22 protein-coding genes are annotated in these 24481 nt (G+C 72.4%); 12 read left to right on the top strand and 10 right to left on the bottom strand.

Going from position 1 to position 24481, the window contains the following annotated elements; translation table 11 throughout:
* Positions 1–547: 547 nt before the first annotated feature.
* Positions 548–1276, top strand: coding sequence for a M23 family metallopeptidase (locus ITJ55_RS16545; RefSeq protein WP_194595798.1), 729 nt, complete (start codon positions 548–550; stop codon positions 1274–1276).
* A gap of 268 nt (positions 1277–1544) precedes the next feature.
* Here ITJ55_RS16545 and ITJ55_RS13125 read toward each other — a convergent pair whose 3' ends face one another.
* Together ITJ55_RS13125 and ITJ55_RS13120 are read right to left on the bottom strand one after the other, a co-directional pair.
* Complete coding sequence (locus tag ITJ55_RS13125; RefSeq protein ID WP_194595797.1) at positions 1545–2669, bottom strand: adenosine deaminase; 1125 nt, start codon at positions 2667–2669, stop codon at positions 1545–1547.
* A gap of 169 nt (positions 2670–2838) precedes the next feature.
* Positions 2839–3519 (bottom strand): hypothetical protein, encoded by a 681-nt coding sequence (locus ITJ55_RS13120; protein ID WP_194595796.1) that lies wholly within the window; start codon positions 3517–3519, stop codon positions 2839–2841.
* Between the two features lie 199 nt (positions 3520–3718).
* Here ITJ55_RS13120 and ITJ55_RS13115 point away from each other — a divergent pair, with 199 nt between their 5' ends.
* From ITJ55_RS13115 to ITJ55_RS13070, 10 genes are all read left to right on the top strand, one after another.
* A complete protein-coding gene (locus tag ITJ55_RS13115) occupies positions 3719–4762 on the top strand; it encodes an NAD(P)-dependent alcohol dehydrogenase (protein WP_194595795.1) in 1044 nt (347 codons plus the stop codon).
* 109 nt (positions 4763–4871) lie between these two features.
* Positions 4872–5978 (top strand): VanZ family protein, encoded by a 1107-nt coding sequence (locus tag ITJ55_RS13110; RefSeq protein ID WP_194595794.1) that lies wholly within the window; start codon positions 4872–4874, stop codon positions 5976–5978.
* A gap of 39 nt (positions 5979–6017) precedes the next feature.
* Positions 6018–7919, top strand: a complete 1902-nt coding sequence (locus ITJ55_RS13105; protein WP_056260458.1) for an ABC transporter ATP-binding protein — start codon at positions 6018–6020, stop codon at positions 7917–7919.
* 123 nt (positions 7920–8042) lie between these two features.
* Positions 8043–9026 carry a 5-dehydro-2-deoxygluconokinase gene (gene iolC / locus ITJ55_RS13100; RefSeq protein ID WP_194595793.1) on the top strand — a complete coding sequence of 328 codons (984 nt, stop codon included), beginning with the start codon at positions 8043–8045 and terminating at the stop codon, positions 9024–9026.
* Positions 9013–9927, top strand: coding sequence for a deoxyribose-phosphate aldolase (locus ITJ55_RS13095; RefSeq protein ID WP_370544167.1), 915 nt, complete (start codon positions 9013–9015; stop codon positions 9925–9927). The genes iolC and ITJ55_RS13095 overlap by 14 nt, the downstream gene beginning before the upstream one ends.
* A gap of 25 nt (positions 9928–9952) precedes the next feature.
* Complete coding sequence (locus ITJ55_RS13090) at positions 9953–11476, top strand: CoA-acylating methylmalonate-semialdehyde dehydrogenase (RefSeq protein WP_305038573.1); 1524 nt, start codon at positions 9953–9955, stop codon at positions 11474–11476.
* A gap of 41 nt (positions 11477–11517) precedes the next feature.
* Positions 11518–12420, top strand: coding sequence for a 5-deoxy-glucuronate isomerase (gene iolB / locus ITJ55_RS13085; protein ID WP_194595792.1), 903 nt, complete (start codon positions 11518–11520; stop codon positions 12418–12420).
* 91 nt (positions 12421–12511) lie between these two features.
* Positions 12512–14389: a 3D-(3,5/4)-trihydroxycyclohexane-1,2-dione acylhydrolase (decyclizing) gene (gene iolD / locus ITJ55_RS13080; protein ID WP_194595791.1), complete on the top strand. Its 1878-nt coding sequence runs from the start codon at positions 12512–12514 to the stop codon at positions 14387–14389.
* Positions 14390–14509: 120 nt separating this feature from the next.
* On the top strand, positions 14510–15121 hold the full coding sequence (locus tag ITJ55_RS13075; RefSeq protein WP_194595790.1) for a TetR/AcrR family transcriptional regulator: 612 nt from the start codon (positions 14510–14512) through the stop codon (positions 15119–15121).
* Positions 15114–15902: an NADPH-dependent F420 reductase gene (locus ITJ55_RS13070; protein ID WP_370544166.1), complete on the top strand. Its 789-nt coding sequence runs from the start codon at positions 15114–15116 to the stop codon at positions 15900–15902. Before ITJ55_RS13075 ends, ITJ55_RS13070 begins: the two co-directional genes overlap by 8 nt.
* A 60-nt stretch (positions 15903–15962) precedes the next feature.
* On the opposite strand, the gene ITJ55_RS13065 is transcribed toward ITJ55_RS13070, so the two are convergent.
* From ITJ55_RS13065 to ITJ55_RS13050, 4 genes are all read right to left on the bottom strand, one after another.
* A complete protein-coding gene (locus ITJ55_RS13065; protein ID WP_194595788.1) occupies positions 15963–16724 on the bottom strand; it encodes a GntR family transcriptional regulator in 762 nt (253 codons plus the stop codon).
* A 64-nt stretch (positions 16725–16788) separates the two neighbouring features.
* Complete coding sequence (locus ITJ55_RS13060; protein ID WP_194595787.1) at positions 16789–17694, bottom strand: ATP-binding cassette domain-containing protein; 906 nt, start codon at positions 17692–17694, stop codon at positions 16789–16791.
* Complete coding sequence (locus ITJ55_RS13055; protein ID WP_056260471.1) at positions 17691–18734, bottom strand: ABC transporter permease; 1044 nt, start codon at positions 18732–18734, stop codon at positions 17691–17693. The genes ITJ55_RS13060 and ITJ55_RS13055 overlap by 4 nt, the downstream gene beginning before the upstream one ends.
* Positions 18735–18802: 68 nt before the next feature.
* Positions 18803–19771: a sugar ABC transporter substrate-binding protein gene (locus tag ITJ55_RS13050; protein WP_056260474.1), complete on the bottom strand. Its 969-nt coding sequence runs from the start codon at positions 19769–19771 to the stop codon at positions 18803–18805.
* A 168-nt stretch (positions 19772–19939) separates the two neighbouring features.
* On the opposite strand from ITJ55_RS13050, the gene ITJ55_RS13045 reads away from it, so the two are divergent.
* Positions 19940–21124: a Gfo/Idh/MocA family protein gene (locus tag ITJ55_RS13045; protein ID WP_194595786.1), complete on the top strand. Its 1185-nt coding sequence runs from the start codon at positions 19940–19942 to the stop codon at positions 21122–21124.
* A 90-nt stretch (positions 21125–21214) separates the two neighbouring features.
* Here the strand turns inward: ITJ55_RS13045 and ITJ55_RS13040 are convergent, their stop codons facing one another.
* The 4 genes from ITJ55_RS13040 to ITJ55_RS13025 all read right to left on the bottom strand — a co-directional run bounded on the left by ITJ55_RS13040 (position 21215) and on the right by ITJ55_RS13025 (position 24468).
* Positions 21215–21988 carry a TIM barrel protein gene (locus ITJ55_RS13040; protein ID WP_194595785.1) on the bottom strand — a complete coding sequence of 258 codons (774 nt, stop codon included), beginning with the start codon at positions 21986–21988 and terminating at the stop codon, positions 21215–21217.
* A 7-nt stretch (positions 21989–21995) separates the two neighbouring features.
* Positions 21996–23000 carry an inositol 2-dehydrogenase gene (iolG, locus tag ITJ55_RS13035; RefSeq protein ID WP_194595784.1) on the bottom strand — a complete coding sequence of 335 codons (1005 nt, stop codon included), beginning with the start codon at positions 22998–23000 and terminating at the stop codon, positions 21996–21998.
* Positions 23001–23064: 64 nt separating this feature from the next.
* Positions 23065–23982, bottom strand: a complete 918-nt coding sequence (locus ITJ55_RS13030) for a sugar phosphate isomerase/epimerase (RefSeq protein ID WP_194595783.1) — start codon at positions 23980–23982, stop codon at positions 23065–23067.
* A gap of 213 nt (positions 23983–24195) precedes the next feature.
* On the bottom strand, positions 24196–24468 hold the full coding sequence (locus ITJ55_RS13025; protein ID WP_194595782.1) for a hypothetical protein: 273 nt from the start codon (positions 24466–24468) through the stop codon (positions 24196–24198).
* Between the last annotated feature and the right edge of the window lie 13 nt (positions 24469–24481).

Below are 24481 nucleotides of genomic sequence, written 5' to 3'. Positions count from 1 at the left end.
AAGATCACCTCCACCCCTGGTCAGCGGGCGGCTCGGATCGTAGACTCGATCGGTCCGCCCCGCCGAGGAGAACCGTGAGTCGAAGCGCCACCCGTCGCAGGAAGCGCTCATGACCGACCCTTCGAACTCGCCCGACGGCGTGACGTCTGCAGTCGCCACCGCGCCTCCTCTCACGCGCCGTGAGGCCCTGGCCCGCGAGCGCGCCGCCGCCACTGCCTCCGCAGCAGTTGCTGCCGCACCCGCACCAGTCGCCGATGTCACGAGAAACCCCGTTTCGAACGATGAACCCGAAAGCAACCGGGTTGATGGTTCGAAAGCGGGTTCGACGGCACCTGCCTCGGCGCCGTCGGCATCCGCGACTCCCGGCACTGAGTCGGCCGTCACCCGACGCCCGCGGACGTCCGCACCGGCCCTGCTGAATCGGGCCCGCGTCGACGGCGACCGGCACCCGAGCCCCGGCGCGAAGCCGCGCGGAGGGCCCCAGGGCACGTCACGGCGTCCGGGTCTGCGTGCTGCGGCGTCCCGCGTCCGGGCGGCGACCCTGCCCGTGCTCGGAGTCTTCGCCGTGATGCTCTTCTTCACGTCGAACCTCACTCCCGCCTCGGCGAGCGACCTGGGCGGGTCGAACATCCCGACCGCGGGTGCCGCGCCGATGCCGACCCAGACGCTCGCGGCGTCGCTCGTCGTGCTGACCGTGTCCGAGCGGGACGCCTTCGGGGTGACCGACGCGCCTCCGCCACCTCCGCCCCCCGAGCCCGAACCGGTCGTCACGTCGCAGGCTCTCTCGGGTGGATCGAGCGCGCCCCGCGCCTCCTCGGGTGCCGGCACCATCGTGAACTCGGGCACCGGCGACATCCGGTGGCCCTTCGCCGGCACCGTCGTGCTGAGTTCGGGCTTCGGTCCGCGGACGGCACCGTGCGCGGCCTGCTCGAGCATGCACAAGGGCCTCGACATGACTCCGGGCGGGGGCACCCCGATCGGAGCCGTCGCCGCCGGCGTCGTGCGCACCTCGGGCATGCACGGCCAGTTCGGTCAGTACGCGGTCATCGACCACGTGATCGACGGGCAACGCGTCAGCACCCTGTACGCACACATGCAGGTCGGCTCGAGCCCCCTCGTCGCAGGCCAGACGGTCGCGGTGGGCGAGTTGGTCGGCAAGGTCGGCCGCAGTGGGGTCGCGACCGGTGAACACCTGCACTTCGAGGTGCTGCTCGGCGGCTCGACGCAGGTCGACCCCAAGGCCTGGCTCGACGCGAACGCCGGCCGAACGCTCTAGCCGTCCGGCGAGCACCCTCGCCTTCGGCGCTGGGCGATTTGCCGAGGCAGGGGTTGGGTGCCGCTTGGTGGGGTGGTGGGTGCTGTGCGGGTGGGGGTCGGGCCGGGACCCTCGTGTTCGGCGCTGGGCGATTTGCCTAGGCAGGGGGTGAGCGCCGCTCGGCGGGGTGGCCCGGGACGGCGCCCGCACGCGAGCCCGAGCCCACGCCCGCAGGTGAGCCCGCACGCGAGCCCGAGCCCGAGCTCGCACCCGAGCCCGCGCCCGTACGTCAGGCCGCGCGCCGCGCCTCGCGCCAGGCCCGCACCTCGGCGACGAGTTCGGCCTTGCGGCCCTCGTCGGCGAACGACGCCTCGACCGAGTTCTCGGCGAGCAGGGCGAGCGAGTCGTCGTCGAGCCCGAGCACGTCGCGCAGCGCCTGGTAGTTGTCGCCGACGTAGCCGCCGAAGTAGGCGGGGTCGTCGCTGTTGACCGTGACGAGCAGCCCGGCCGCGAGCATGCGGGGCAGCGGGTGCTCGGCGAGGTCGGGCACCACCGCGAGGCGCAGGTTCGACAGCGGGCACACGGTCAGCGGCACCCGGTCGGCGGCAAGGCGGGCGACGAGGGTGTCGTCTTCGAGGCTGCGCACGCCGTGGTCGACGCGTTCGACGTGCAGCAGGTCGAGGGCGTCGGTCACGTACGACGGCGGCCCCTCTTCGCCGGCGTGGGCGACGACGTGCAGGCCGAGCCCGCGGGCGCGCTCGAAGACGCGGGCGAACGCCGCCGGCGGGAACCCCACCTCGGACGAGTCGAGCCCGACCCCGACCAGGTCGGAGGCGCGGTGCGCGACGGACTCGAGGGTCGCGGCCGCGTCGTCCACCGGCAGGTGCCGCAAGAAGCACAAGATGAGCCCGCCCGTGATGCCGAACCGCTCGCGGGCCTCAGCCAGCGCCCGGGTGAGGCCGTCGATCACCTCGTCGACGTCGACGTCGCGCGAGGTGTGCGCCTGGGGGTCGAAGAACATCTCGACGTGTCGCAGCCCCTGGGCGTGGGCGCGTTCGAGGTAGGCCCAGGCGAGGTCGTGGAAGTCTCGCTCGGTCTGCAGCACGGCCGTGCAGGCGTAGTACAGGTCGAGGAACTCTTGCAGCGAGCCGAACGAGTAAGCGGCACGCAGCTCGTCAACCGAGGCGAAGGGCAGGTCGACGTCGTTGCGCTCGGCGAGGGCGAAGACCAGCTCGGGCTCGAGCGTGCCCTCGACGTGCAGGTGCAGCTCGGCCGTCGGCGGCGTCGCGGGCACCGTGCCCGTCGCGGTCGCCCCCGGCGTCCGGACGGCCGGGGAGGCCGCGCCCGAGAAGGGCGTGCCGGGCGCGGTGGTCGCAGTGGACCCGGTCGTCAGGGTGGTGTCGGTCGCCGTCATCGGGCCACCGTAGCGGCAGCGGGCCACCGGGCGAAGCCCCGTGCACGATCGTTCACCGTCCCGACACCCGGCGACCGTCTGGGGACGAGACGAGGAGGCGCGGGTCGCGACCCGGCGGCCCTCGCGACCCGGCCCTCCCGCGCACCGGCACCGCGCCTCCTGCGGGTGGTCAGGCCGTGAGCACGACCGCGAGGGTCTCGGGCTGGTCGTGGCCCGTCCAGGTGCCGGTGAGCACCTCGACGCCGTGGTCGCCCGTGTGGCCGCCGGTCGAGGCAAGGGCGCCGGCGTCGTGCCGACCGAGGACGCGGGCGACGACGATGCGGACGGCCGCGCCGGTGACGACCGTGCGACCCTCGACCTGGTCGACCGTGACGCGGTCGACGTCGGGCACGGGCACGCCCGGGCTGCCGCTGCCGACGACGGTCGAGTTCGGCTCGCGCACCTCGCGGACGCCGTCGACCTCGAACCAGGCCTCGGCCTGGGTGCCGCCGGTCAGCACGGCCGTCGCGAGCGCGGCGGCCCAGACCGGGTCTGCCGTGCCGTCGTACACCCAGCGCTCGCCGAGCACCGCGTGCTGCGTCGTGCCGACCAGGTGGGCGTCCGCACCGGCGAGGGGAGCGGCGCGGTAGGTCAGGGGCACCTGCAGCTGCACGCCGTCGGCGGTGGCCACGATGATCGTCTCGACGCCGACCTCGCCCGCCGGGTCGTCGAAGCGGAAGGCGGCGACGTTCCGCAGCCCGTCGTCACCCGACGACGGGGCCGGGCCCTCGAACCACGGCTGGGTGGGGACCCAGGCGTCGAGCAGTGCGATCTTGCTGGGGTCCATGCCGGCCCGGTGCAGGTGTGCCATGCCGACGATCGTAGGGCCGACCACCGTCGTCGACTACGCGGTCGCACCGTCCGAGCGACGCCGTCGCACCGTCCGAGCGACGCCGCCGCACCGTCCGACCGGCTCCTCCGCCTCGTCCGACCGGCTCCGCCGCCCCGCCCGCCCGAGTAATGCGACACCTGTCGATCGCCTTCCAGCCGTCCGGCGTAGCCTGCGCCGCATGAAGGCACTCCAGTACACCACCGTCGGTCAGCACCCCGAAGTCGTCGAGATCGAGAAGCCGTCACCCGGCCCGGGGCAGGTGCTGCTGAAGGTCACGGCCGCCGGCGTCTGCCACAGCGACGAGTACGTCATGAGCCTCAGCGCCCAGGACTACGCGGCGCAGGGCTACCCGCTGCCGCTGACGCTCGGGCACGAGGGCGCCGGCGTCGTCGCCGAGCTCGGCGAGGGCGTCGAGCACCTGCAGGTCGGTGACGCCGTCGCCGTCTACGGCCCGTGGGGCTGCGGTCGCTGCCACCAGTGCGCCCAGGGCAAGGAGAACTACTGCGTCAACGCCGCCGCCGAGGGCATCAAGCCCCCCGGGCTCGGCGCGCCCGGCTCGATGGCCGAGTACATGATCGTCGACGACCCCCGACACCTCGTGCCCCTCGGCGACCTCGACCCGGTCGAGAACGTCTCGCTCACCGACGCTGGCCTGACGCCGTACCACGCGATCAAGACGTCACTGCCGAAGCTCGGGGCCGGCACCTACGCCGTGGTCATCGGCACCGGAGGCCTCGGGCACGTGGGCATCCAGATCTTGCGGGCGCTCTCGGGGGCGCAGATCATCGCGCTCGACGTGACCGACGAGAAGCTCGAGCTCGCCAAGCACGTCGGCGCGCACCACACCGTGATCAGCGACGAGCACGCCGCCGACGCGATCCGCGAGATCACCGGAGGCCTCGGCGTCCAGGCCGTCTTCGACTTCGTCGGTGCGGGGCCGACGATGGCCACGGCCGTCGCGGTCGCCGCACCGGACGCCGACGTGACGATCGTCGGCATCGGCGGCGGCACCGTCGAGGTCGGGTTCGGCACGGTCGCCTTCGACGTCGCCGTCCGCATCCCCTACTGGGGCAGCCGCAGCGAGCTGATCGAGGTCCTCGACCTCGCGCGGGCCGGCCAGGTCGAGGTCGCGACGCAGCGGTACTCGCTCGACGACGGCCCGAAGGCCCACGAGGCGCTCGCCGCCGGCACGGTCCGCGGCCGGGCCGTCATCGTCCCCTAGCCGACCACCCCGAGGAGGCGCGGTGTCGGACGTCCCGGCACCGCGCCTCCTGCGGTCCCCGTCCCGTGCACGGGCGGCCGTCCGGCCCCGACCCGGGTAGCGTCGCGGCATGGGAAGCGTCGTGCCGGGGGTCCTGGCGTTCGTGCTCGGGTCGGCGGTGGCCGTCGCGGCCCTCGTGCCGTGGACGGCGCTCGAGTACCGCCGACACGGCCGGCTCGGCCTCCGCCGCAGCCTCGTGGCGTTCGGCACGGTGGTCTACGCCCTGGCCCTGGTCACCTACACGTTGCTGCCGTTGCCCGACGTCTCGACGATGTGCGCGACGCCGGCGTCGGTGCAGCTCACGCCGCTCGCGTTCGTCCGGGACGTCGTGCGCGAGGGCGGCATCGGTGGTCCGCGATCGTTGCTCACGAACCCCGCGGCGGCCCAGGTGCTCTTGAACGTCGTGCTCTTCGTGCCGCTCGGCGCCCTCGCCCGTCACGCCGTCGCCCGGCGGCGGCCCGTCGTGGGCCTCGTCGTCGGTCTCGGGGCCGGGTTCGTCGTCTCGCTGCTCGTCGAGCTCACGCAGCTGACCGGCGACTGGTTCCTCTACCCGTGCGCCTACCGCCTCTTCGACGTCGACGACCTCCTCGCCAACACGGCCGGGGCGGTCGTCGGCACGGTGCTCGCGCCCCTCGTGGGCCTCCTGGCGGGATCGCGGGACCCGGTCGACGCCGACGAGCCCCGGCCGGTGACGTCGTCGCGGCGGTTCGTCGGCATGTTCTCGGACGTGCTGGCCATCTGGCTGCTGTCGAGCGCGCTGACGGTCGGCACCTCGCTCGCCTGGGCGCTGGCCGACCGCGACGACCAGGACCCGACGCTGGCGGCCCTCGTCACGATCGGTGGTCTCGTGGCGCCGGCGCTGCAGCTCGTCGTCGTCCTGGCCTCGGGCCGCACGCTGGGCGAACACGTCGTCCGCCTCCGGCCGACGCCGTCGCCGGGCGCCCTGGCGCGGGTGGTGCGCTGGGCCCTCGGCTCGGGCGGCTGGGCCACCCTGATCGCACTCGACGGGCCGTTCCTGCCCGTCGTGGCCTTCGCACTGGCCGTCACGTCGGTCGTCGCGGTCCGGGCGACCCGTGGTCGGCGGGGCCTGGCCCTGGCCGTGCTGCGACTCGACGTCGAGGACGACCGCATGTCGGCCGGAGGCGACCGGGCCCCGTGGCTCGAGAGGCAGCCGTGACGACGTAGGTTGGGCCTGCCCCCCACGGAAGGAACCACCATGAGCATGGAAGGCGCGGCCTGGAGCTCGCTCTACAAGATCTCGTCCGCCAGGGACGGCAAGCACGGCATCTCGCGCGAGTCGGTGCGGCGGATCATGACGTTCGCCGTGCCCTACCGGGCGAAGCTGGTGGTCTTCATCGGCCTCTCGATCGTGGGGGCCTTCCTCGCCGTGGCGACGCCCGTGCTGGCCGGCCGGGTGGTCGACGTCATCGTCGCGCGGGGCGAGGTCGGGGCGATCGTCCGGCTCGCCCTCCTCATCGCCGTCGTGGCCGTGGCCGACGCCGGCGTCTCACTCGCGACGCGCTGGTACTCGGCCCGGATCGGCGAGGGCGTGATCCTCGACCTCCGCACCGCCGTGTTCGACCACGTGCAGAAGATGCCCATAGCGTTCTTCACCCGCACCCGGACGGGCGCCCTCGTGAGCCGCCTCAACAACGACGTGATCGGTGCGCAGCAGGCCTTCAGCGGCACGCTGTCGGGCGTGGTCACGAACGTCGTGGCCCTCGTCCTCACCCTGATCGTGATGCTCAGCACGTCCTGGCTCGTGACCGTGCTCGCCGTGGTCATGCTGCCCGTCTTCCTCGTGCCGGCGCGGCGCATGGGCAGCCGTCTCGCCGCGCTGCGCCGTGAGGCCGCCGACCACAACTCGGCGATGAGCACGCAGATGACCGAGCGCTTCTCGGCACCCGGCGCCACCCTCGTCAAGCTCTTCGGCCGCCCGGACGAGGAGGCCGAGGAGTTCCGCGTCCGCGCCGCCCGCGTCCGCGACATCGGCGTCCGCAGCGCGCTGCTGCAGTTCGTCTTCGTCACCGCGCTGACGCTCGTCTCGGCCCTCGCCCTGGCGCTCGTCTACGGGCTCGGCGGCGCCCTCGCGCTCGCCGGTCAGCTCGACACCGGGGAAGTCGTCACCCTGGCGCTGCTGCTCACCCGCCTCTACGTGCCGCTGACCGGCCTCGCGAGCGCCCGGGTCGAGATCATGAGCGCGGTGGTCAGCTTCGAGCGCGTCTTCGAGGTGCTCGACCTCGAGCCGCTCATCCAGGAGAAGCCGGCCGCCTCGTCCGTCCCCGAGGGCCCGGTGAGCGTCGAGTTCGACGACGTCCGCTTCGCCTACCCGTCCGCCGACAAGGTCTCGCTCGCCTCCCTGGAAGAGGTCTCGACCCTCGACACCCGCGGCGGCGACGAGGTGCTGCACGGCGTGTCGTTCCGCATCGAGCCCGGGCAGACCGTCGCCCTCGTGGGCACGTCCGGTGCCGGCAAGTCCACCATCGCGCAGCTGCTCTCGCGCCTGTACGACGTCGACAGCGGTGCGGTGCGCCTCGCCGGCGCGGACGTCCGCGACGTCACCTTCGCCTCGATGCGCCACACCCTGGGCATGGTCACGCAGGACGGCCACCTGTTCCACGAGACCATCCTCAGCAACCTCCGCCTCGCCAGGCCCGAGGCGTCCGAGGACGAGGTGTGGGACGCCGTCCGCCGGGCGCGGCTCGAGCCGCTGATCCGCTCGTTGCCGGACCAGCTCGACACGATGGTGGGGGAGCGCGGCTACCGGCTCTCGGGAGGCGAGCGTCAGCGCATGACCATCGCGCGCCTCCTGCTCGCGCAGCCGCGCGTCGTCATCCTCGACGAGGCGACGGCGGCGCTGGACTCGACGTCCGAGGCCGCCGTGCAGGCGGCGCTCAGCGAGGCGCTCGACGGGCGGACGGCGATGGTGATCGCCCACCGCCTCTCGACCATCCGCAGCGCGGACATGATCCTGGTGGTCGAGGACGGGTCGATCGTGGAGCGCGGCACGCACGACGAGCTGCTGGCCGCGGCCGGACGGTACGAAGAGCTGCACCGGACCCAGTTCGCCGTGCAGAAGGACGTCGCGGCCGACGAGGAGGCGCCGATCGCGCCCTGACCCGGCCAGCCGGTCGGTCGGCCGTGACTTCTCGCCACCCGTGCGCTATGTTCATATGTAAGCACATGGGCGTCGCGACAGGGCGGGCCCGATCGACACGACCAGAGAGTTGTACAGCGACGTATGACCGACACCACTGCCTCCGCGACGGCGGCTCCCCTCGACCTCGTCACCATCGGACGTTCGGGAGTCGACCTCTACCCGTTGCAGGACGGCGTCGGCCTCGAGGCCGTCGAGACGTTCGGCAAGTACCTCGGCGGCAGCGCGGCCAACGTGACCGTCGCCGCCGCGCGCCACGGCCTCCGCACCGCGATCGTCACCCGCACCGGGGACGACCCCTTCGGCCGGTTCGTGTCGGGCGAGCTCGAGCGCCTGGGGGTCTCGACCCGGTTCGTCCGCACGGTGCCCGACCTCAACACCCCGGTCACGTTCTGCGAGATCTTCCCGCCCGACGACTTCCCCCTCTACTTCTACCGGGCGCCCAAGGCCCCCGACATGGTCGTCCACGCCGACGAGCTCGACCTCGACGCGATCGCCGACGCCCGCATCTTCTGGGCCACCGTCACGGGCTTGTCCGAGGACCCGAGCCGGACGGCCCACCACGCGGCCTGGGAGGCGCGCGGACGGAAGCCGCTCACCGTCCTCGACCTCGACTACCGTCCGATGTTCTGGTCGTCGCCCGACGACGCCCGGCGCGAGGTGGCGCTCGCCCTCGAGCACGTCAGCGTGGCCGTCGGCAACCGTGAGGAGTGCGAGATCGCCGTCGGCGAGACCGACCCCCACCGCGCCGCCGACGCGTTGCTCGACCGAGGTCTCGACCTGGCCGTCGTGAAGCAGGGCCCGCGCGGGGTGCTCGCCAAGACCCGCGACGAGACGGTCGAGGTGCCCCCTCACGTCGTCGAGGTCGTCAACGGACTCGGCGCGGGCGACGGCTTCGGCGGTGCCCTGTGCCACGGCCTGCTGCAGGACCGGTCGCTCCGGGACGTCCTCCGCTTCGCCAACGTCGCCGGGGCGATCGTGGCCAGTCGCCGCGAGTGCTCGACCGCCATGCCCTCGACCGCCGAGGTCGACGAGATCGTGAGGAGCATCGCCCGTGTCGACGCCTGACCTCCCCGTGGTCGCCCCCACCGCCCTCCCGCTCGACTTCGAGACGCTGCGCCACGTGCGCACCTTCGCCCCGCAGACGGTGCTGCCGCGGGTGCGCGACCGTGCGCGCCGGCCGCTGCTCGCCGACGACGGCCGCCTCTTCATCGTCGCCGCCGACCACCCCGCCCGCGGGGCGCTCGGCGTCCGCGACGATCCCTCGGCGATGGCCGACCGCTACGAGATGCTGACCCGCCTCGTCACCGCCCTCTCGCGACCCGGGGTGGACGGCGTGCTCGGCACGCCCGACGTCATCGAGGACCTCGCCCTGCTGGGGGCCCTCGAGGGCAAGGTCGTGGTGGGGTCGATGAACCGCGGCGGCCTCAAGGGCGCCTCGTTCGAGATGGACGACCGGTTCACCGGCTACGACGTGCCGGGCATCGTCGCGTCGGGCATCGACTTCGCGAAGCTGCTGATCAGGGTCAACCTCGGCGACGCCGCGACCGCGGCCACCCTCGAGTCGACCGCCCGGGCGGTCGACGCCGCCGCGGCGGCCCGGGTGCCCATCATGCTCGAGCCGTTCCTCAGCCGCTGGGTCGACGGAGTCGTCCAGAACGACCTGACCGCGGAGGCGGTGGTCACCTCGGTCGCGATCGCCGCGGGCCTCGGCTCCACGTCCGCCTGGTCGTGGCTCAAGCTCCCCGTCGTGCCCGAGATGGAGCGGGTGATGGCGTCGACCACGCTGCCGACCCTGCTGCTCGGCGGCGACCCGTCGGGCCGCCCCGACGAGACCTACGGGTCGTGGGAGGCAGCACTCGCGCTCCCGGGCGTCCGCGGCCTCGTCGTCGGCCGCACGCTGCTGTACCCGGCCGACGGCGACGTGGTCGCCGCCGTCGACACCGCCGCCGCGCTCGTGCACGGCTGATCCCTCGAAGAAGAGAAGCAGGACCATGTCTGACACCTCGACGAAACCCCACGCCGCCGACCTGCCCGTCGTGCCGCACTGGATCGACGGTCGCGAGTCGCCGTCGAGCTCCGGCCGCACGGCCCCCGTCTACGACCCCGCGCTAGGCGTCGTGACGAAGCACGTCGCCCTCGCCGACGACGCCGAGATCGAGGCGGCGATCGCCTCGGCGCAGGCCGCCTTCCCCGCCTGGCGCGACCTCTCGCTCGCGAAGCGTCAGCAGATCCTCTTCCGGTTCCGCGAGCTGCTCGAGGCCAAGAAGGGCGAGCTCGCCGAGATCATCACCTCCGAGCACGGCAAGGTCGTCTCCGACGCGCTCGGCGAGATCACCCGCGGTCAAGAGGTCGTCGAGTTCGCGACCGGCCTCGCGCACCACCTCAAGGGCGAGTACTCCGAGCAGGTGTCGACCGGCGTCGACGTCTACTCGACGAAGCAGCCGCTGGGGGTCGTCGGCGTCATCTCGCCCTTCAACTTCCCCGCGATGGTGCCGATGTGGTTCTTCCCCATCGCCATCGCCGCCGGCAACGTGGTCGTCCTCAAGCCGTCCGAGAAGGACCCCTCCGCAGCCCTCTGGCTCGCCGCCCTCTGGGCCGAGGCCGGGCTGCCCGACGGCGTCTTCACGGTGCTCAACGGTGACAAGCAGGCCGTCGACGGCCTGCTCACGCACCCGGCCGTCCGCGCCGTCTCGTTCGTCGGTTCCACCCCGATCGCCCGGTACGTCTCCGAGACGGGCACCGCGAACCACAAGCGCGTGCAGGCCCTCGGCGGCGCCAAGAACCACATGCTGGTGCTGCCCGACGCCGACCTCGACCTCGTCGCCGACTCCGCGATCAACGCCGGGTTCGGCTCGGCCGGCGAGCGCTGCATGGCGATCTCCGTCGTCGTCGCGGTGGAGCCCGTGGCGGACGAGCTGATCGACAAGATCAAAGACCGCGCGGCGAAGCTGCGCATCGGCGACGGCCGCCGCGGCTGCGACATGGGCCCGCTCGTCACCGAGCAGCACCGCGACAAGGTCGCCTCGTACATCGCGATCGCCGAAGAGGACGGTGCCGAGGTCGTCATCGACGGCCGCGGCATCGAGGTCGACGGCGACGCCGCGGGCTTCTGGCTCGGACCGACCCTGCTCGACAAGGTGCCGACCAGCTCGCGGGCCTACACCGAAGAGATCTTCGGGCCCGTCCTCTCGATCGTCCGCGTCGCCTCGTACGACGAGGGCGTCGCCCTGATCAACGACGGCGCGTTCGGCAACGGCACGGCGATCTTCACGAACGACGGAGGCGCGGCGCGGCGGTTCCAGAACGAGGTGCAGGTCGGGATGATCGGCATCAACGTGCCGATCCCGGTGCCCGTCGCGACGTTCTCGTTCGGCGGCTGGAAGGACTCGCTCTTCGGCGACACCAAGGCCCACGGAGCCGAGGGCGTCCGGTTCTTCACCCAGCAGAAGGCGATCACCTCGCGGTGGCTCGACCCGTCGCACGGCGGCGTCGACCTCGGGTTCCCGCAGAACTGAGGCGCACGGAGCCCACCGGCCCCACGACGAGCAGGAGAGACATGACCACGCAGAACGAGTGGGTGTTCCCGAAGGGCACCCTGAGGCGCGGCGACTGGGAGTCCGTCGTCGACGACGAGCTCGAGGGTTGGCAGCACACCGGGCTGCGGGTCGCCGAACTCGTGGCCGGGGGCGAGCTCTCGCTGCCCGCGGCCGGCGTCGAGCGCCTCGTCGTGCCGCTGTCGGGGTCGTTCACGGTCGAGCACCGGGTCTCGGGTGCGCTCGAGACCACGCACCTGACGGGCCGGGCCTCGGTCTTCGACGGCCCGAGCGACGTCCTGTACCTCTCGACCGGCGCCTCCGCGACGATCGAGGGGGAGGGGCGGGTGGCGGTGGCCGAGGCGCCCACCGACGAGGTGCACCCCAGCCGGCACGTCCGGCGCGACGAGGTGCCCGTCGAACTGCGCGGGGCGGGTCGCTCCAGCCGCCAGGTGCACAACTTCGGCACGCCCCAGGCGCTCGACGCCGGCCGGTTCATCGTCTGCGAGGTCGTCACGCCCGCCGAGAACTGGTCGAGCTGGCCGCCGCACAAGCACGACGAGCTGCAGGCCGGGCAGGAGTCCCGGCTCGAGGAGATCTACTACTTCGAGACGGCGGTCGAGAGGGGCCTCGACGCCCCGCCGCAGGCCGACCCGTTCGGGTTCGTGCGCGCCTACTCGTCGCCGGCCGGCGAGATCGAAGTGCTCGCCGAGGTGCGCACCGGCGACGTCGCCCTGCTGCCCCACGGCTGGCACGGCCCGTGCGTCGCGGCCCCCGGCTACGACCTCTACTACCTCAACGTCATGGCCGGGCCCGACCCCGAGCGGGTGTGGCACATCTCGGACGACCCGGCCCACGGGTGGATACGCGCGACGTGGGAGGGGCAGGGCGTCGATCCGCGCCTCCCGTACGAGCGCCGGCCCTGACGAGCACCCACACGACGAGCACGCGCACGACGACCTCCCCGTGACGACCACCCGCGGCGACGACGCCGCACCGACGACAGGACACGATGACATGGGCACCACCAGGCGGATGACGGTCGCGCAGGCGCTGATCGAGTTCCTCGCGAACCAGTGGACGGTCGACGGCGACCACCGCGAGCGCACCGTCGCCGGCACGTTCGGCATCTTCGGCCACGGCAACGTGGCCGGCATCGGCCAGGCGCTGCAGCAGCTCGAGGTCGAGCAGCCGGGCCTCATGCCGTACCACCAGGCCCGGAACGAGCAGGCGATGGTGCACCAGGCCGTCGGCTACGCGCGCACGAGGCGACGCCGCGGCACCTTCGCGAGCACCGCCTCCGTGGGGCCGGGCGCGGCCAACATGCTCACCGGTGCCGCGCTGGCGACCGCGAACCGGCTGCCCGCCCTGCTGCTGCCCAGCGACACCTTCGCGACCCGCGTCGCCGACCCGGTGCTGCAGCAGCTCGAGCTGCCGCACGACACGAGCGTGCAGGTCACCGACGCGTTCCGGCCCCTGTCGCGGTTCTTCGACCGGGTCGACCGCCCCGAGAAGCTCTTCTCGATCGCACTCGCCGCGATGCGCGTGCTGACCGACCCCGCCGAGACGGGAGCGGTCACGATCGCCCTGCCCGAGGACGTGCAGGCCGAAGCCCTCGACGTGCCCGTCGAGTTCCTCGCGCCGCGGGAGTGGCACGTGCGCCGGCCCGTGCCCGAGCGCGGTCCGCTCGAGCGCGCCGTCGCCGCGATCCGTGCCGCGAAGGCGCCCATCGTCGTGGCCGGCGGCGGGGTGTTGTACTCGGGCGCCGAGGAGTCGTTGCGCGCCCTCGTCGAGCTGACCGGCATCCCGGTCGGCACCACCCAGGCGGGTGGCGGCTCGCTGGTGTGGGACCAGCCCGGCTACCTCGGTGCCGTCGGCGCGACCGGCAGCACCGCGGCGAACCGCCTCGCCGCCGAGGCCGACGTGGTCATCGGCGTCGGCACGCGCTACTCGGACTTCACCACGGCGAGTCGGACCGCCTTCCAGGCCGAGGGCGTGCGCTTCGTGAACGTCAACGTCGCCGCCTTCGACGCGTACAAGCACGGCACGCAGCTGCCCGTCGTCGCGGACGCCCGCGAGGCTCTCGACGCCCTGTGTGCCGAGCTCTCCGACTGGCGTGCGCCGGCCGGGTGGGTCGAGCGGGCGGCCGCCGAGAAGGCCGGGTGGGACGCGGTCGTCGACCGCGCCTTCGAGCCCTCGGGGCTCGCGCGGCCGGGTCAGGCCGAGATCATCGGCGCCGTGCAGGCCGCCACCGATCCCCGCGACGTCGTCGTGCAGGCGGCGGGCTCGCTGCCGGGCGACCTGCACAAGCTCTGGCGGGTGCGCGACGCCCTGGGCTACCACGTCGAGTACGCCTTCTCGTGCATGGGGTACGAGATCGCCGGCGGCCTCGGCGTCCGCCGTGCAGCGCCCGACCGCGACGTGATCGTCATGGTCGGCGACGGCTCGTACCTGATGCTGCACACCGAACTCGTGACCGCGGTCGCCGAGGGAATCAAGATCATCGTCGTGCTGATCCAGAACCACGGCTACGCGTCGATCGGGCACCTCTCCGAGACGGTCGGCTCGGAGCGCTTCGGCACGCGGTACCGCGACGGCAGCGGGTCGATCCTGCCCGTCGACCTGGCGGCGAACGCCCGCAGCTACGGGGTCGAGACCGTCGAGATCGCCGCGGGTCCGGAGGCGGTGGCCGACCTGGGCAGGGCCGTGGCGGCCGCGAAGGCGTCCGATACCGCGACGCTGATCCACGTCGAGAGCGACCCGCTGCTCTACGCGCCCGGCGGCGAGGGCTGGTGGGACGTGCCGGTCGCCGAGGTGTCGACCATGGCCAGCACGCAGCGCGCGCACGACGAGTACGTCACCCAGTCGGCGGCCCGCCGCCCGCTGCTGGGCTGACGCCGCGGGCCGGGCCACGGACCGCAGGCCGCGGAAGATGTCTCCATTTGTGCACGCCGCACAAACGGAGATAGTCTCCTCCTATAGACGGAGAATGTCTCCGTTGTGGAGGGGGGCCCCGTGGCGATCGACGTGAGTGCACCAGGGCGCACACCCAGGGCTGATGCCCAGCGCAACCGAGACCTCATCCTCGGAACTGCGGAGGAGCACTTCGTCGAGCACGGCGTCGGTGGCTCGCTGGACGCGATCGCGAAACGTGCGGGCGTCGGTGCGGGCACGCTCTACCGCCACTTCCCGACTCGCGAGGCCCTGCTGGCCGCCCTGCTCGCAGGACGTGACGAGGAGCTGGTCGCCAGGCGTGAGAGCCTCCGCGAGGACTCGGTCGACGCCGGTCAGGCACTCGACGGCTGGCTCAGAGCAGTCGTCACGTGGGCTGCGGCGTACGAGGGCCTTCCTGAGCCCTTGCGGGCCGCGACGACGACGAGTTCGTCGCCTCTGGCCACGACCTGCGAGGGATTCGTGACCACGACGGCCGAGTTCCTGGCAGCTGCCCAGCGCGCCGGGCTGGCACGCGGCGACGTCCGCGCTCGGGACCTCTTCCTGTCGGCGCTGGCGACGAGCTGGGCGAGCGGTGCCGCACTGGCGGACGACGAGACCGCGACAGCGCTGTCGGCGCTGACCCGGACGGGATGGGCGGAGTCCACACCGCAACCCGCAGGCCCGCGTGACTGACAGGACGGTCCCCCGGGTCCTCACGAGCACGAACCACCGCACCACGACGGAGACAGAGATGAACGACACGGACACGAAGCGAATCGGCATCATCGGCAGCGGAGACATCGGAAGTGGCATCGCCCGCCTGGCAGTCGCCGCCGGCTACGACGTCCTGATCGCGAACTCGCGTGGGCCGGAGTCGCTCCGAGGCCTCGTCGAGGAGCTAGGACCCCGGGCTCGCGCCGGCGAGAGCCGCGAGGCCGTCGAGTTCGGGGACGTGCCGGTCCTGGCCGTTCCGCTCGGCGCGTATCAGGCGCTTCCCGGGGACGCGTTCTCGGGCAGGACCGTCCTGTCGACGGGCAACTACTACCCGCATCGGGACGACCGGATCGCCCGCCTGGACGCCCTCGAGCTCACGACCGCTGAGCTCGAGCAGGACATGCTGCCCGGAGCAGTCGTGATCAAGGCCTTCAACAACATCTTGTTCCACCACATCCCCACGCTGGCCCACTCCTCGCCCCGCACCGCCCTCGCGGTGTCCGGCGATGAGGCCAAGGCCAAGGGCAAGGTCTCGGCCATCGTCGACGATCTCGGCTTCGAGCCCGTCGATGCAGGCACGCTGGCCGAGTCGTGGCGGGCAGAGCCCGAGTCGGGGGCCTACACGTCGATCTACGCCGCCGACCTCGAAGCCTTCACCGCGGACTACCTGTCCGCCCCTGCCGCCCCCGTCACGGCTGACCGTCTGCGTGAACTGCTGGCTGCGTCGACTCGTGCAGACGTCGCAGCCCGTCAGTTCTGACGATCCCGCCGCAGGACCGGGCGCACGCGAACGTGCGCGCCCGGCCTGCGTCGTCGCAGGTCAGCGCTCGACGAGCGTGATCTCGAACGAGTAGAGGTCGGGCCGGTAGCAGTGCTGGCCGTGCTCGACGGCCCGCCCGGAGTTGTCGAAGGCGGTACGCCCCATGGTCAGGACGGCCGCGCTCTTGGGCAGGTCGAGCAGACGGGCCTCGGAGGCGGTGGCCGAGCGTGCCCCGATGCGCTGTTTCGCGACCCGCATCGTCACCCCGCGGCCACGCAACAGCTGGTAGAGCCCGTGCCTCTCGAGGGAGTCCATGTCGAGGTCGACGAACGGCTCGGGCAGGACGTTGTCGAGGATGGCCAGGGGCACGCCGTCGGCGGAGCGCAGGCGCACGAGGTGCAGGGTGGGACTGTCGACCTCGACGCCGAGCGACTCCGCCGTCTTCTCGTCGGCGCCCTCGACGGACGACGAGAGCAGCAGCGTCTCGGGCTTCTGCCCCGTGCGTTCGAGGTCCTCGTAGAGACTGGTCAGCTCGACGTTGCGGGTGACGCGACCGTGGACGACCTGGGTGCCGATGCCCCGGCGACGCACGAGCAGGCCCTTGTCGACGAGCTCTTGGATGGCCCGCCGGATGGTCGGGCGCGAGAGACCCAGCCGGGCGCTGAGCGCCACCTCGTTCTCGAGGCGCGCACCGGCCGGCAGCGTCTCGTCGTGGATGGCGCTCTCGAGCAGGTTCGACACCTGGTAGTACAGCGGCACCGGGCCGGAGCGATCGAGCCCGAGGAAGAAGTCGGGAGGCAGCAGCTGCTCGTCCTGAGGCATCGTGTCCGCTCTTGATCGGTGGGCCCCCATCTTTCCACAGAGGTGGATCGGCAGGAGTCGGGCCTCAACCCTCTCGCGCCGGCACGGTCTCGGAGGCGTCGGCCGCCATCTCGCGCGCGACGGGCGAGCCCGGCATCTCGCGCTCGAGCTCGTGCGCGAGGGAGTCGAGCTCGGCGCCGCCGGCCATCAAGGCGGTCAGCTCGGGCAGGCTGATCTCGCTCTTCTCGAAGTTGCCGAGGCTCGTGCCGCGGTTGAGCAGCAGGAACCGGTCGCCCACCGGGTAGGCGTGGTGCGGGTTGTGCGTGATGAAGACGACGCCGAGGCCCTCGTCGCGCGAGCGCGCGATGTACTTGAGCACGACGCCGGACTGCTTCACGCCGAGGGCGGCCGTCGGCTCGTCGAGGATGAGCACCCGGGCGCCGAAGTAGACGGCACGGGCGATGGCGACGCACTGGCGCTCGCCTCCCGACAGGGTGCCGATCGGCTGGTCGACGTCGCGGAGGTCGATGCCCATGCGGGCGAGCTCTTCGAAGGTGATCTGCTTCATCGCCTTGACGTCGAGGCGACGGAACGGACCGGCCCCGGTCGTCATCTCGGAGCCGAGGAAGAAGTTCCGCCAGACGGGCATGAGCGGCACGACGGCCAGGTCTTGGTAGACCGTCGCGATGCCGGCACTCAGGGCGGCCCTGGGCGAGGCGAAGGTGACGGGCTCGCCGTCGAGCAGCAGCTCACCCTCGCTCGGGGTGTGTGCCCCGGCCAGCATCTTGATGAAGGTGGACTTGCCGGCACCGTTGTCGCCGAGCACGCAGGTGACCTGGCCGGCCGCGACCGTCGTCGAGACCCCGGAGAGGGCGTTCACGGCCCCGTAGGTCTTGCCGATGTCGCGGACCTCGACGATCGTGGTGCCGACGGCGGCACGCGGCGCGACGGGACGCGCGTCCGCGCGGTCGGGGGTGGTCTCGGTGCTCATCGCGCGCCTCCTGCTCGTGTCCTGACGAAGTTGTTCAGCAGCACCGCGGCGAGCAGCATGCCGCCGAGGACGGTCCGCAGCCAGTTGGTGTCCCATTGGGCGAAGGTGATGCCCTGGAAGACCATGCCGTAGATCAGCGCGCCCAGGGCGGCACCGATCGCGGAGCCGTAGCCGCCCGTCATGAGGCAGCCGCCGACGACGGCGCAGATGATGTAGATGAACTCCTGGCCCACCCCGGTGTTGGCCTGGACGGTCGAGGTGCGGAAGAGCGAGATCATGCCGACCAGCCAGGCGGCACCGGCCGTGCCCATGAACAGGCCGACCTTCGTCTTGAAGACGGGGACGCCGACCTGGCGGGACGAGTTGAGGGCCCCGCCGACCGCGAAGATCCAGTTGCCGGCACGGGTGCGCAGCAGGATCCAGGTGGCCACCGCGGCGACGACGAACCACCAGAGGACCGAGACGTAGAACGTGCCGCCGCCGATCTGCAGCGACGCGCCGAACAGCGGCTGGATCGAGTCGTAGGCGGGCACCTTGGTCATGCCCTGGATGGCGACCTGGCCGGTGATGATCTTGGTGACGGCGAGGTCGATGCCGGCGAGGGCGAAGAACGTGCCCAGGGTCACGATGAAGCTCGGCAGACCGGTCTTCATGACCAGGACCCCGTTGACGGCACCGACGCCGAGGCAGACGACGAGCGACACGACGACCGCGACCCAGATGCTGAGGCCGTAGTGCGTCGTGAGGATCCCCACGATCAACGCCGAGAAGCCGGTCATGACGCCGGCGGAGAGGTCGAACTCGCCGCCGATCATGAGCACGGCCACCGCGACGGCCATGATGCCGAAGGTCGAGGCCGACTCGAGCCACACGCCGGCTCCGGCGAAGCTCAGGAACTGAGGGGTGTAGAGCGAGAAGAAGAGGAGCACCGCGAGCGCGGCGACGAAGGCGCCCGTCTCGGGCCGGGCGAGGATCTTGCGGAGGGGGCGACGCTCGAGGCGTGGCCTCGTCGCGATCGTCACGATGTCTGTGGTCGTCAACGGTGACTCCTGGTTCGAGGGAGGGGAGGGGGCCGGCTGCCGCGTGTCGCGCCGGCCCCCGGGGATGCCTAGCGCGTGCCGTTGGCAGCGAACTCGGCGACCTGGGCCGCGTTGTCCTTGGTGACGAAGGCGGGGCCGGAGTAGACCGGCTGGCCGCCGCCGATGACGTTGCCGTTGGTGACGTACAGCTCGAGCGCGGTGACGCCGAGGAATCCCTGCACGTAGGGCTGCTGGTCGACGGCGAACAGGATGGAGCCGTTCTCGACGTCGGACACGACGTCCTCGGAGAGGTCGAAGGTGCCGACCTTCGCCGAGCTGCCGGACTCCTCGACCGCGCCGACTGCGTCGATGGCGTACTGGCCGCCGAGGGTGAGCACCCCGTCGATGGACGGGTCGGCCTGCAGCTTCGACTTGATCGTCGCCTTCACGTCGGCGTCGTTCGTGCCGTCGACCTGGAGGTTCGTCATCGTCCCGCCGAAGGTGCTCGCGGCGGCGGAGCAGCGGTCCTCGAGCCCGACGTTGCCGGCCTCCTGGATGACGCAGAGCGCGTTGGTCAGGCCGGCGTCGGCGAGCTTGGTGCCGACGGCCTCGCCGGCGACGGTCTCGCTCTGGCCGATGTGGGTCAGGGCGCCGAACTCGGCGGAGCGCTCGATGCCCGAGTTGATGGTGACGACCGGGATGCCCGCGGCGACGGCCTTCTTGACGCTGTCCTCGACGCCGTCGGGGTTGGCCATCGAGACGACGATGCCGTCGACCTTCTGCGCCACCGCGTTGTCGATCAGCTGCGACTGCTTCGCGGGGTCGGAGTCGGCGTTGTAGGTGACGGTGGCGTCGTAGTCGGCTCCGGCCGTCTCGGCCCCCGACTTCACGCGGTCCCAGAAGGCGTCGCCGGGGCCGGAGTGGGTGACGACGGCGAACGTGAGGTCGCCGCCTCCGGTGTTCGGGCTGGCCGTCTCCTGGCCCGTTCCCGAGCAGCCGGCGAGCAGGAACCCGGTCGCCGCAGCGAGGCCGAGGCCGGCGAGGAATCGCTTCTTCATTGAAAGTCCCTTCGGTGCGGAGCTCGTCGCGCAGGACGGTCCGGGGTGACGTCGGTGTCGGGTCCGAGTATGTGCGAGGGGTGCATGATTGTCAATACATTCTGTCATTGGGCTAGGCTCGTTCCGACCCCGCTCGACCGGGGCCCCGCCGACGACGTCAGGAGAACCATGTCGACACCGGATCGCGTAGGAGTGGGTCTCGTCTCGCTCGGATGGATGGGGCGGCTCCACTCGCGGGCGTACCGCGCGGTCGCGGAGCACTACCCCGAGCTGCCGGTCCGCGTGGAACTGGTGTCCGCGGCCGACACGGATGCCGACGCGCGACGGAGCGCCGAGACGGTGCTCGGCTACCGCCGCACCACCGGAGATTACCGCGAGGTGGTCGCCGACCCCGAGGTCGACGTCGTGTCGATCTGCGCGCCGAACTTCCTGCACCACGAGGTGGCCCTCGCCGCGGCCGCCGCGGGCAAGCCCTTCTGGATCGAGAAGCCGATGGGCCGGTCGGCAGCCGAGTCGTCCGAGATCGCCCGCGCCGCCGCCGACGCGGGCGTCGTCACCTCGGTCGGCTTCAACTACCGGCACGCGCCGGCCGTCGCCCGCGCCCGAGAACTCGTCCGCTCGGGCGCGCTCGGCACGGTGACCAACGTGCGGGTGAGCCTGCTGGCCGACTACTCGGCCGATCCCCTCGGTGCCCTGACCTGGCGCTTCCGGCGCGAGCGGGCCGGCTCGGGCGTGCTGGGCGACCTGCTGTCGCACGGGGCGGATCTGGCCCAGTTCGTGGTCGGGCGCATCGAGTCCGTGACCGGGCTCACCGAGACGTTCATCCGCGAGCGTCCTCTGCCGGGCTCGGGCTCCGCCGGCCACTTCAGCAAGGGCGCGGAGGGCGGCGAGACCGGCGAGGTCGAGAACGAGGACTACGCGGCCGTGCTCGGCCGGTTCGACGCGGGCGCCGTCGTCGTGCTCGAGTCGAGTCGGGTCGCGATCGGGCCGCGCGCCGAGTACGCGCTCGAGGTCTACGGGACGAAGGGTTCGCTGCGCTGGGACTTCCAGCGGCTGAACGAGCTGCAGGTCGCCGACGACACGAGCGGCTACCGCACCGTCATGGCCCAGCCCGGTTTCGGTGACTTCGCCCGGTTCCAGCCGGGCGCCGGCACGAGCATGGGCTTCGACGACCTCAAGACCATCGAGGCACAGCTGTTCCTCCGGTCGGTGCTCGAGGGGCGCCAGCTGGCACCGTCCGCCGCCGACGCCTGGTCGGCCGCCGAGATCGTCGAGGCGGCCGTCCGCAGCGACAGGGCTCGCGCGTGGGAGGCCGTGGGTCGCGTCGAGGGGCCCACCACGTACGACCTCTGAGCCGCGGTGCCCGGCGCACCGGGCTGGTGGGCGGGGCGGCCCTCGCGGCCGCACCCGCGCCTCCTCGGGCCCGGTGCGCCGCGGGCGGCGTCAGGCGAAGGAGGCGCGGAACCGTTCGAGCGCCGTGTCGGAGTCGACGGACGGCCAGGCCTCGAGGCCCACGACGCCCTCGTACCCGAGCGTCCGCAGCTCGGCGGCGATCGCCGGGTACCGGATCTCGCCCGTGCCCGGCTCGAAGCGCCCCGGCACGTCCGCGACCTGGATCTCACCGACCCAGGGCAGCGCCCGCCGCAGCAGTTCGACGAGGTTCCCCTCGCCGATCTGCGCGTGGTACAGGTCGAGGTTCAGGCGCAGGCCGGGGCTGTCGACGGCGCTGACGAGCGCCAGGGTGTCGGCGGCCCGGGCGAAGGGCACGCCCGGGTGGTCCACGGCGGTGTTGAGGTTCTCGAGGGTGAAGACGCGGCCGTGGCGCTCGCCGAGCCGCGCCAGGCGGGCGAGCGTGTCGAGCGCTCGTTCGCGATCGCCCGTCGTCACCGCTTCGCCGGGGTGCGCCGGCAGGCCGTCCGGGTCGAGGCCGGTGCCGTGGAGGTTGAGCCTCGGCGAGTCGACGACCTCGGCGGCGGCGAGGGAGAACTCGGCCGTGCGCAGCAGGTCGGCGATGCCGTCGGTCGTGGTCAGGTCGCCGGCGAGGTAGCCGGTCATCGACGAGAACGTCGCCCCGGTGGCGGCGAGGGCGGGCAGGTCCTTGGTGGACCAGTCCCAGATCTCGACCTCGAAGCCGAGCTCGTGGAGGCGCCGGACGCGGTCGACGACGGCAAGCTCGCGGAACAGCATCTCGGCCGAGGCCGCCAGCCGGAAGGTCATCGCCGGCTCAGAGCTCGACGGCGACGGAGACGCGCTCGACGGCCGAGCGGGCGGCGGCGTCGGCGAGGACGAGGGCTGCGCGACCGTCGGCGAAGGTCGGGCTCGCGGACTCCTCGCCTCGCGCCAGGTCGATGAACGCGCGCAGTTCGGCGACGTAGGCCGCGGCGTACCGCTCGAGGAAGAAGTCCTGGTACGGCGGCTTCGCCTCGACCTGGGAGGCGGTGGAGACGCTGACGAGGCTGGTGAGCGCGTTCGACACCTGCAGCGAGCCCTCGGCACCGAACGCCTCGAGCCGCTGGTCGTAGCCCACGGCGCTGTGCCGCGAGTTGGTGATCGAGACCAGGGCCCCGGTGGACGACCGGAGGGTCACCATCGCGGTGTCGTAGTCGCCGTGCTCGCGGGCACCCGGGTCGAAGACGGTCGTGCCGGTCGCCGTCACCTCGACGATGTCGGGCAAGAAGAACCGGGCCATGTCGAAGTCGTGGATGGTCATGTCGCGGAAGATGCCGCCCGAGACCCCGACGTAGGCGGCGGGCGGGGCCGCCGGGTCGCGGCTGACGATCGAGAGCTGCTCGAGCTCGCCGATCTCGCCGGCGGCGACCCGGGCGCGCGCGGCGGCGAAGGCGGGGTCGAACCGGCGGTTGAAGCCGAGGGCGATCGGGACGCCCGAGGACTGCACGCGGGGCAGCAGCGCGTCGACCCGCGCGATGTCGAGGTCGATCGGCTTCTCGCAGAGCGCGGGCACGCCGGCGTCGAGCGCGGCTCCGAGCAGGTCCACGTGGGTCGCGGTGGGCGAGGCGATGAGGACGGCGTCGACGTCGCCCGACGCGAACATCTCGGCGGCGTCGGTCGTCACGGTGCCGCCGTGGCGTGCCGCGACGGCCTCGGCACCCTCGACGAACGGGTCGCAGACCCAGGCGAGGGTGGCCTCGGGGTCGGCCGCGATGTTCGCGGCGTGCACCTGGCCGATGCGGCCGGTGCCGATGAGTCCGAAGCGGAGCGGAGTGGTCACGTCGTCGTCCTTGCTGCCCGTGGGCGTCGTGGGGCCCCGAGGGGCGTGAGGGGGAGGAGGCGCGTCAGGCCCATGCGCGCAGGGCGTCGCGGTTGACGAGCTGGTCGGCGCCGCGCGCGGCGCGGAACTCGGAGAGGTCGGCGTCCGGGCCGTTCAAGACGTCCTGCTCGACGACGATCCAGCCGTCGTAGTCCAGGCGGTCGACGGCGGTCATGACCGCGTGGAGGTCGACGTCGCCCTGCCCGAAGGCCACGAAGGCGCCTGAGGACCAGACCTCACGCATCCCGCCGCCCGCGCGCAGCACCCGCCGGAGCTCGGCGACGTCGACGTCCTTGAGGTGCAGGTGGTTGATGCGGTCGCCCCAGCGCTCGATGGCGTGGACGGGGTCGCCGCCCCCGATCACCAGGTGCCCGGTGTCGAGGGTGAGGCCGACGTCGACCGCGTCGAGGAACCGGTCGATCTCGTCGGGCGACTCGACGAACGTGCCCGCGTGGTGGTGGAAGGTCGGTTCGAAGCCTGCTGCCCGCGTCACGCCGACGGCGCGCTCGACGTTGGTGGCGAGGGTTGACCAGCGGCGCTCGTCGAGGGGGTCGGTGGCGGCGCCCCGGCCCGGGCCGGCGCGGCGGGCGTCCGACCCGTCGTCGGCCAGGGTCGGCAGCGGCAGCCGCGCGGGCCCGCCTTCGCAGGCCTCGGCGAAGAGGCGCAGCGTCGCGTCCAGCTGGGGGAGCGCCGCCTCGAAGGCCTCGTCGTCCGAGAACGGCAGCTGGATCCACCCGCCGGCGAGTTCGAGGCCCGAGCGGGCGAGTCGGGCGCGGAGCTCGTCGCCCCGGCCGAGGTAGTCGACGGGCCCCAGGTCGACGCCGGCGTAACCGCTGTCGGCCAGGACGTCGACGAGTTCGTCGGGCCCGACGACGTCCGCGCCCTCGGGGGTGAGCTCGAAGACGCCGAAGCTGACCGGCGCGCCGGCGACGGAGGCCTTCATCGGAGGGCCGGACGCGGGGTGCGGGCGATGGACTGGTTCATACGTCTCTGTACAACTTCCAGGTGAGGAGCAATTGTCCTAACAATGGCACAAACCCGGAGGCGCGGCAACGGTGGGCGAGCCGGTCGCGTCGGCAGGCGGGGCCGTCCTTCCCCGAGGGCGCCGACGATCGGCACCAGCAGCCAGGTCGAGGCCTGTCGCTCGGGTACGGGCTCAGTCGTAGACGCGCCCCAGCACCCAGCCGCCGTCGGCATCGAGGACGACCTCGAACATGTGGGTCGTGCCGTCGTCGTCGGTGGCCTGGAACCGCCAGCCGACGAACCGTCGCGGCGGGTGCGTGATGAAGTCGGGCGTGACGGCCGGCTCGACCCGCAGCTCGGTCGGGGTGTCGGTCACGCGCCACCGCCGGCACGACCAGACCAGCCGCGCGGGCAGGTCGCGCTCGAACCAGAGCGCCACGGGCTCATGGGTGGTCTGCGTGCTCATGTCGTCCTCCTGC

It is taken from the genome of Frigoribacterium sp. VKM Ac-1396, assembly GCF_015350895.1.
GTDB lineage: Bacteria > Actinomycetota > Actinomycetes > Actinomycetales > Microbacteriaceae > Frigoribacterium.
This window is presented reverse-complemented; position numbering and strand designations above follow the sequence as displayed.

Coding starts and splice junctions, on each gene's coding strand:
- iolD (WP_194595791.1), top strand. CDS start 12,512: ATGGGCACCACCAGGCGGATGACGGTCGCGCAGGCGCTGATCGAGTTC.
- ITJ55_RS13120 (WP_194595796.1), bottom strand. CDS start 3,519: ATGGCACACCTGCACCGGGCCGGCATGGACCCCAGCAAGATCGCACTG.
- ITJ55_RS13110 (WP_194595794.1), top strand. CDS start 4,872: ATGGGAAGCGTCGTGCCGGGGGTCCTGGCGTTCGTGCTCGGGTCGGCG.
- ITJ55_RS13125 (WP_194595797.1), bottom strand. CDS start 2,669: ATGACGGCGACCGACACCACCCTGACGACCGGGTCCACTGCGACCACC.
- ITJ55_RS13090 (WP_305038573.1), top strand. CDS start 9,953: ATGTCTGACACCTCGACGAAACCCCACGCCGCCGACCTGCCCGTCGTG.
- ITJ55_RS13040 (WP_194595785.1), bottom strand. CDS start 21,988: ATGACCTTCCGGCTGGCGGCCTCGGCCGAGATGCTGTTCCGCGAGCTT.
- ITJ55_RS13115 (WP_194595795.1), top strand. CDS start 3,719: ATGAAGGCACTCCAGTACACCACCGTCGGTCAGCACCCCGAAGTCGTC.
- ITJ55_RS13065 (WP_194595788.1), bottom strand. CDS start 16,724: ATGCCTCAGGACGAGCAGCTGCTGCCTCCCGACTTCTTCCTCGGGCTC.
- ITJ55_RS13060 (WP_194595787.1), bottom strand. CDS start 17,694: ATGAGCACCGAGACCACCCCCGACCGCGCGGACGCGCGTCCCGTCGCG.
- ITJ55_RS13050 (WP_056260474.1), bottom strand. CDS start 19,771: ATGAAGAAGCGATTCCTCGCCGGCCTCGGCCTCGCTGCGGCGACCGGG.
- ITJ55_RS13105 (WP_056260458.1), top strand. CDS start 6,018: ATGAGCATGGAAGGCGCGGCCTGGAGCTCGCTCTACAAGATCTCGTCC.
- ITJ55_RS13025 (WP_194595782.1), bottom strand. CDS start 24,468: ATGAGCACGCAGACCACCCATGAGCCCGTGGCGCTCTGGTTCGAGCGC.
- iolC (WP_194595793.1), top strand. CDS start 8,043: ATGACCGACACCACTGCCTCCGCGACGGCGGCTCCCCTCGACCTCGTC.
- ITJ55_RS13030 (WP_194595783.1), bottom strand. CDS start 23,982: ATGAAGGCCTCCGTCGCCGGCGCGCCGGTCAGCTTCGGCGTCTTCGAG.
- iolB (WP_194595792.1), top strand. CDS start 11,518: ATGACCACGCAGAACGAGTGGGTGTTCCCGAAGGGCACCCTGAGGCGC.
- ITJ55_RS13045 (WP_194595786.1), top strand. CDS start 19,940: ATGTCGACACCGGATCGCGTAGGAGTGGGTCTCGTCTCGCTCGGATGG.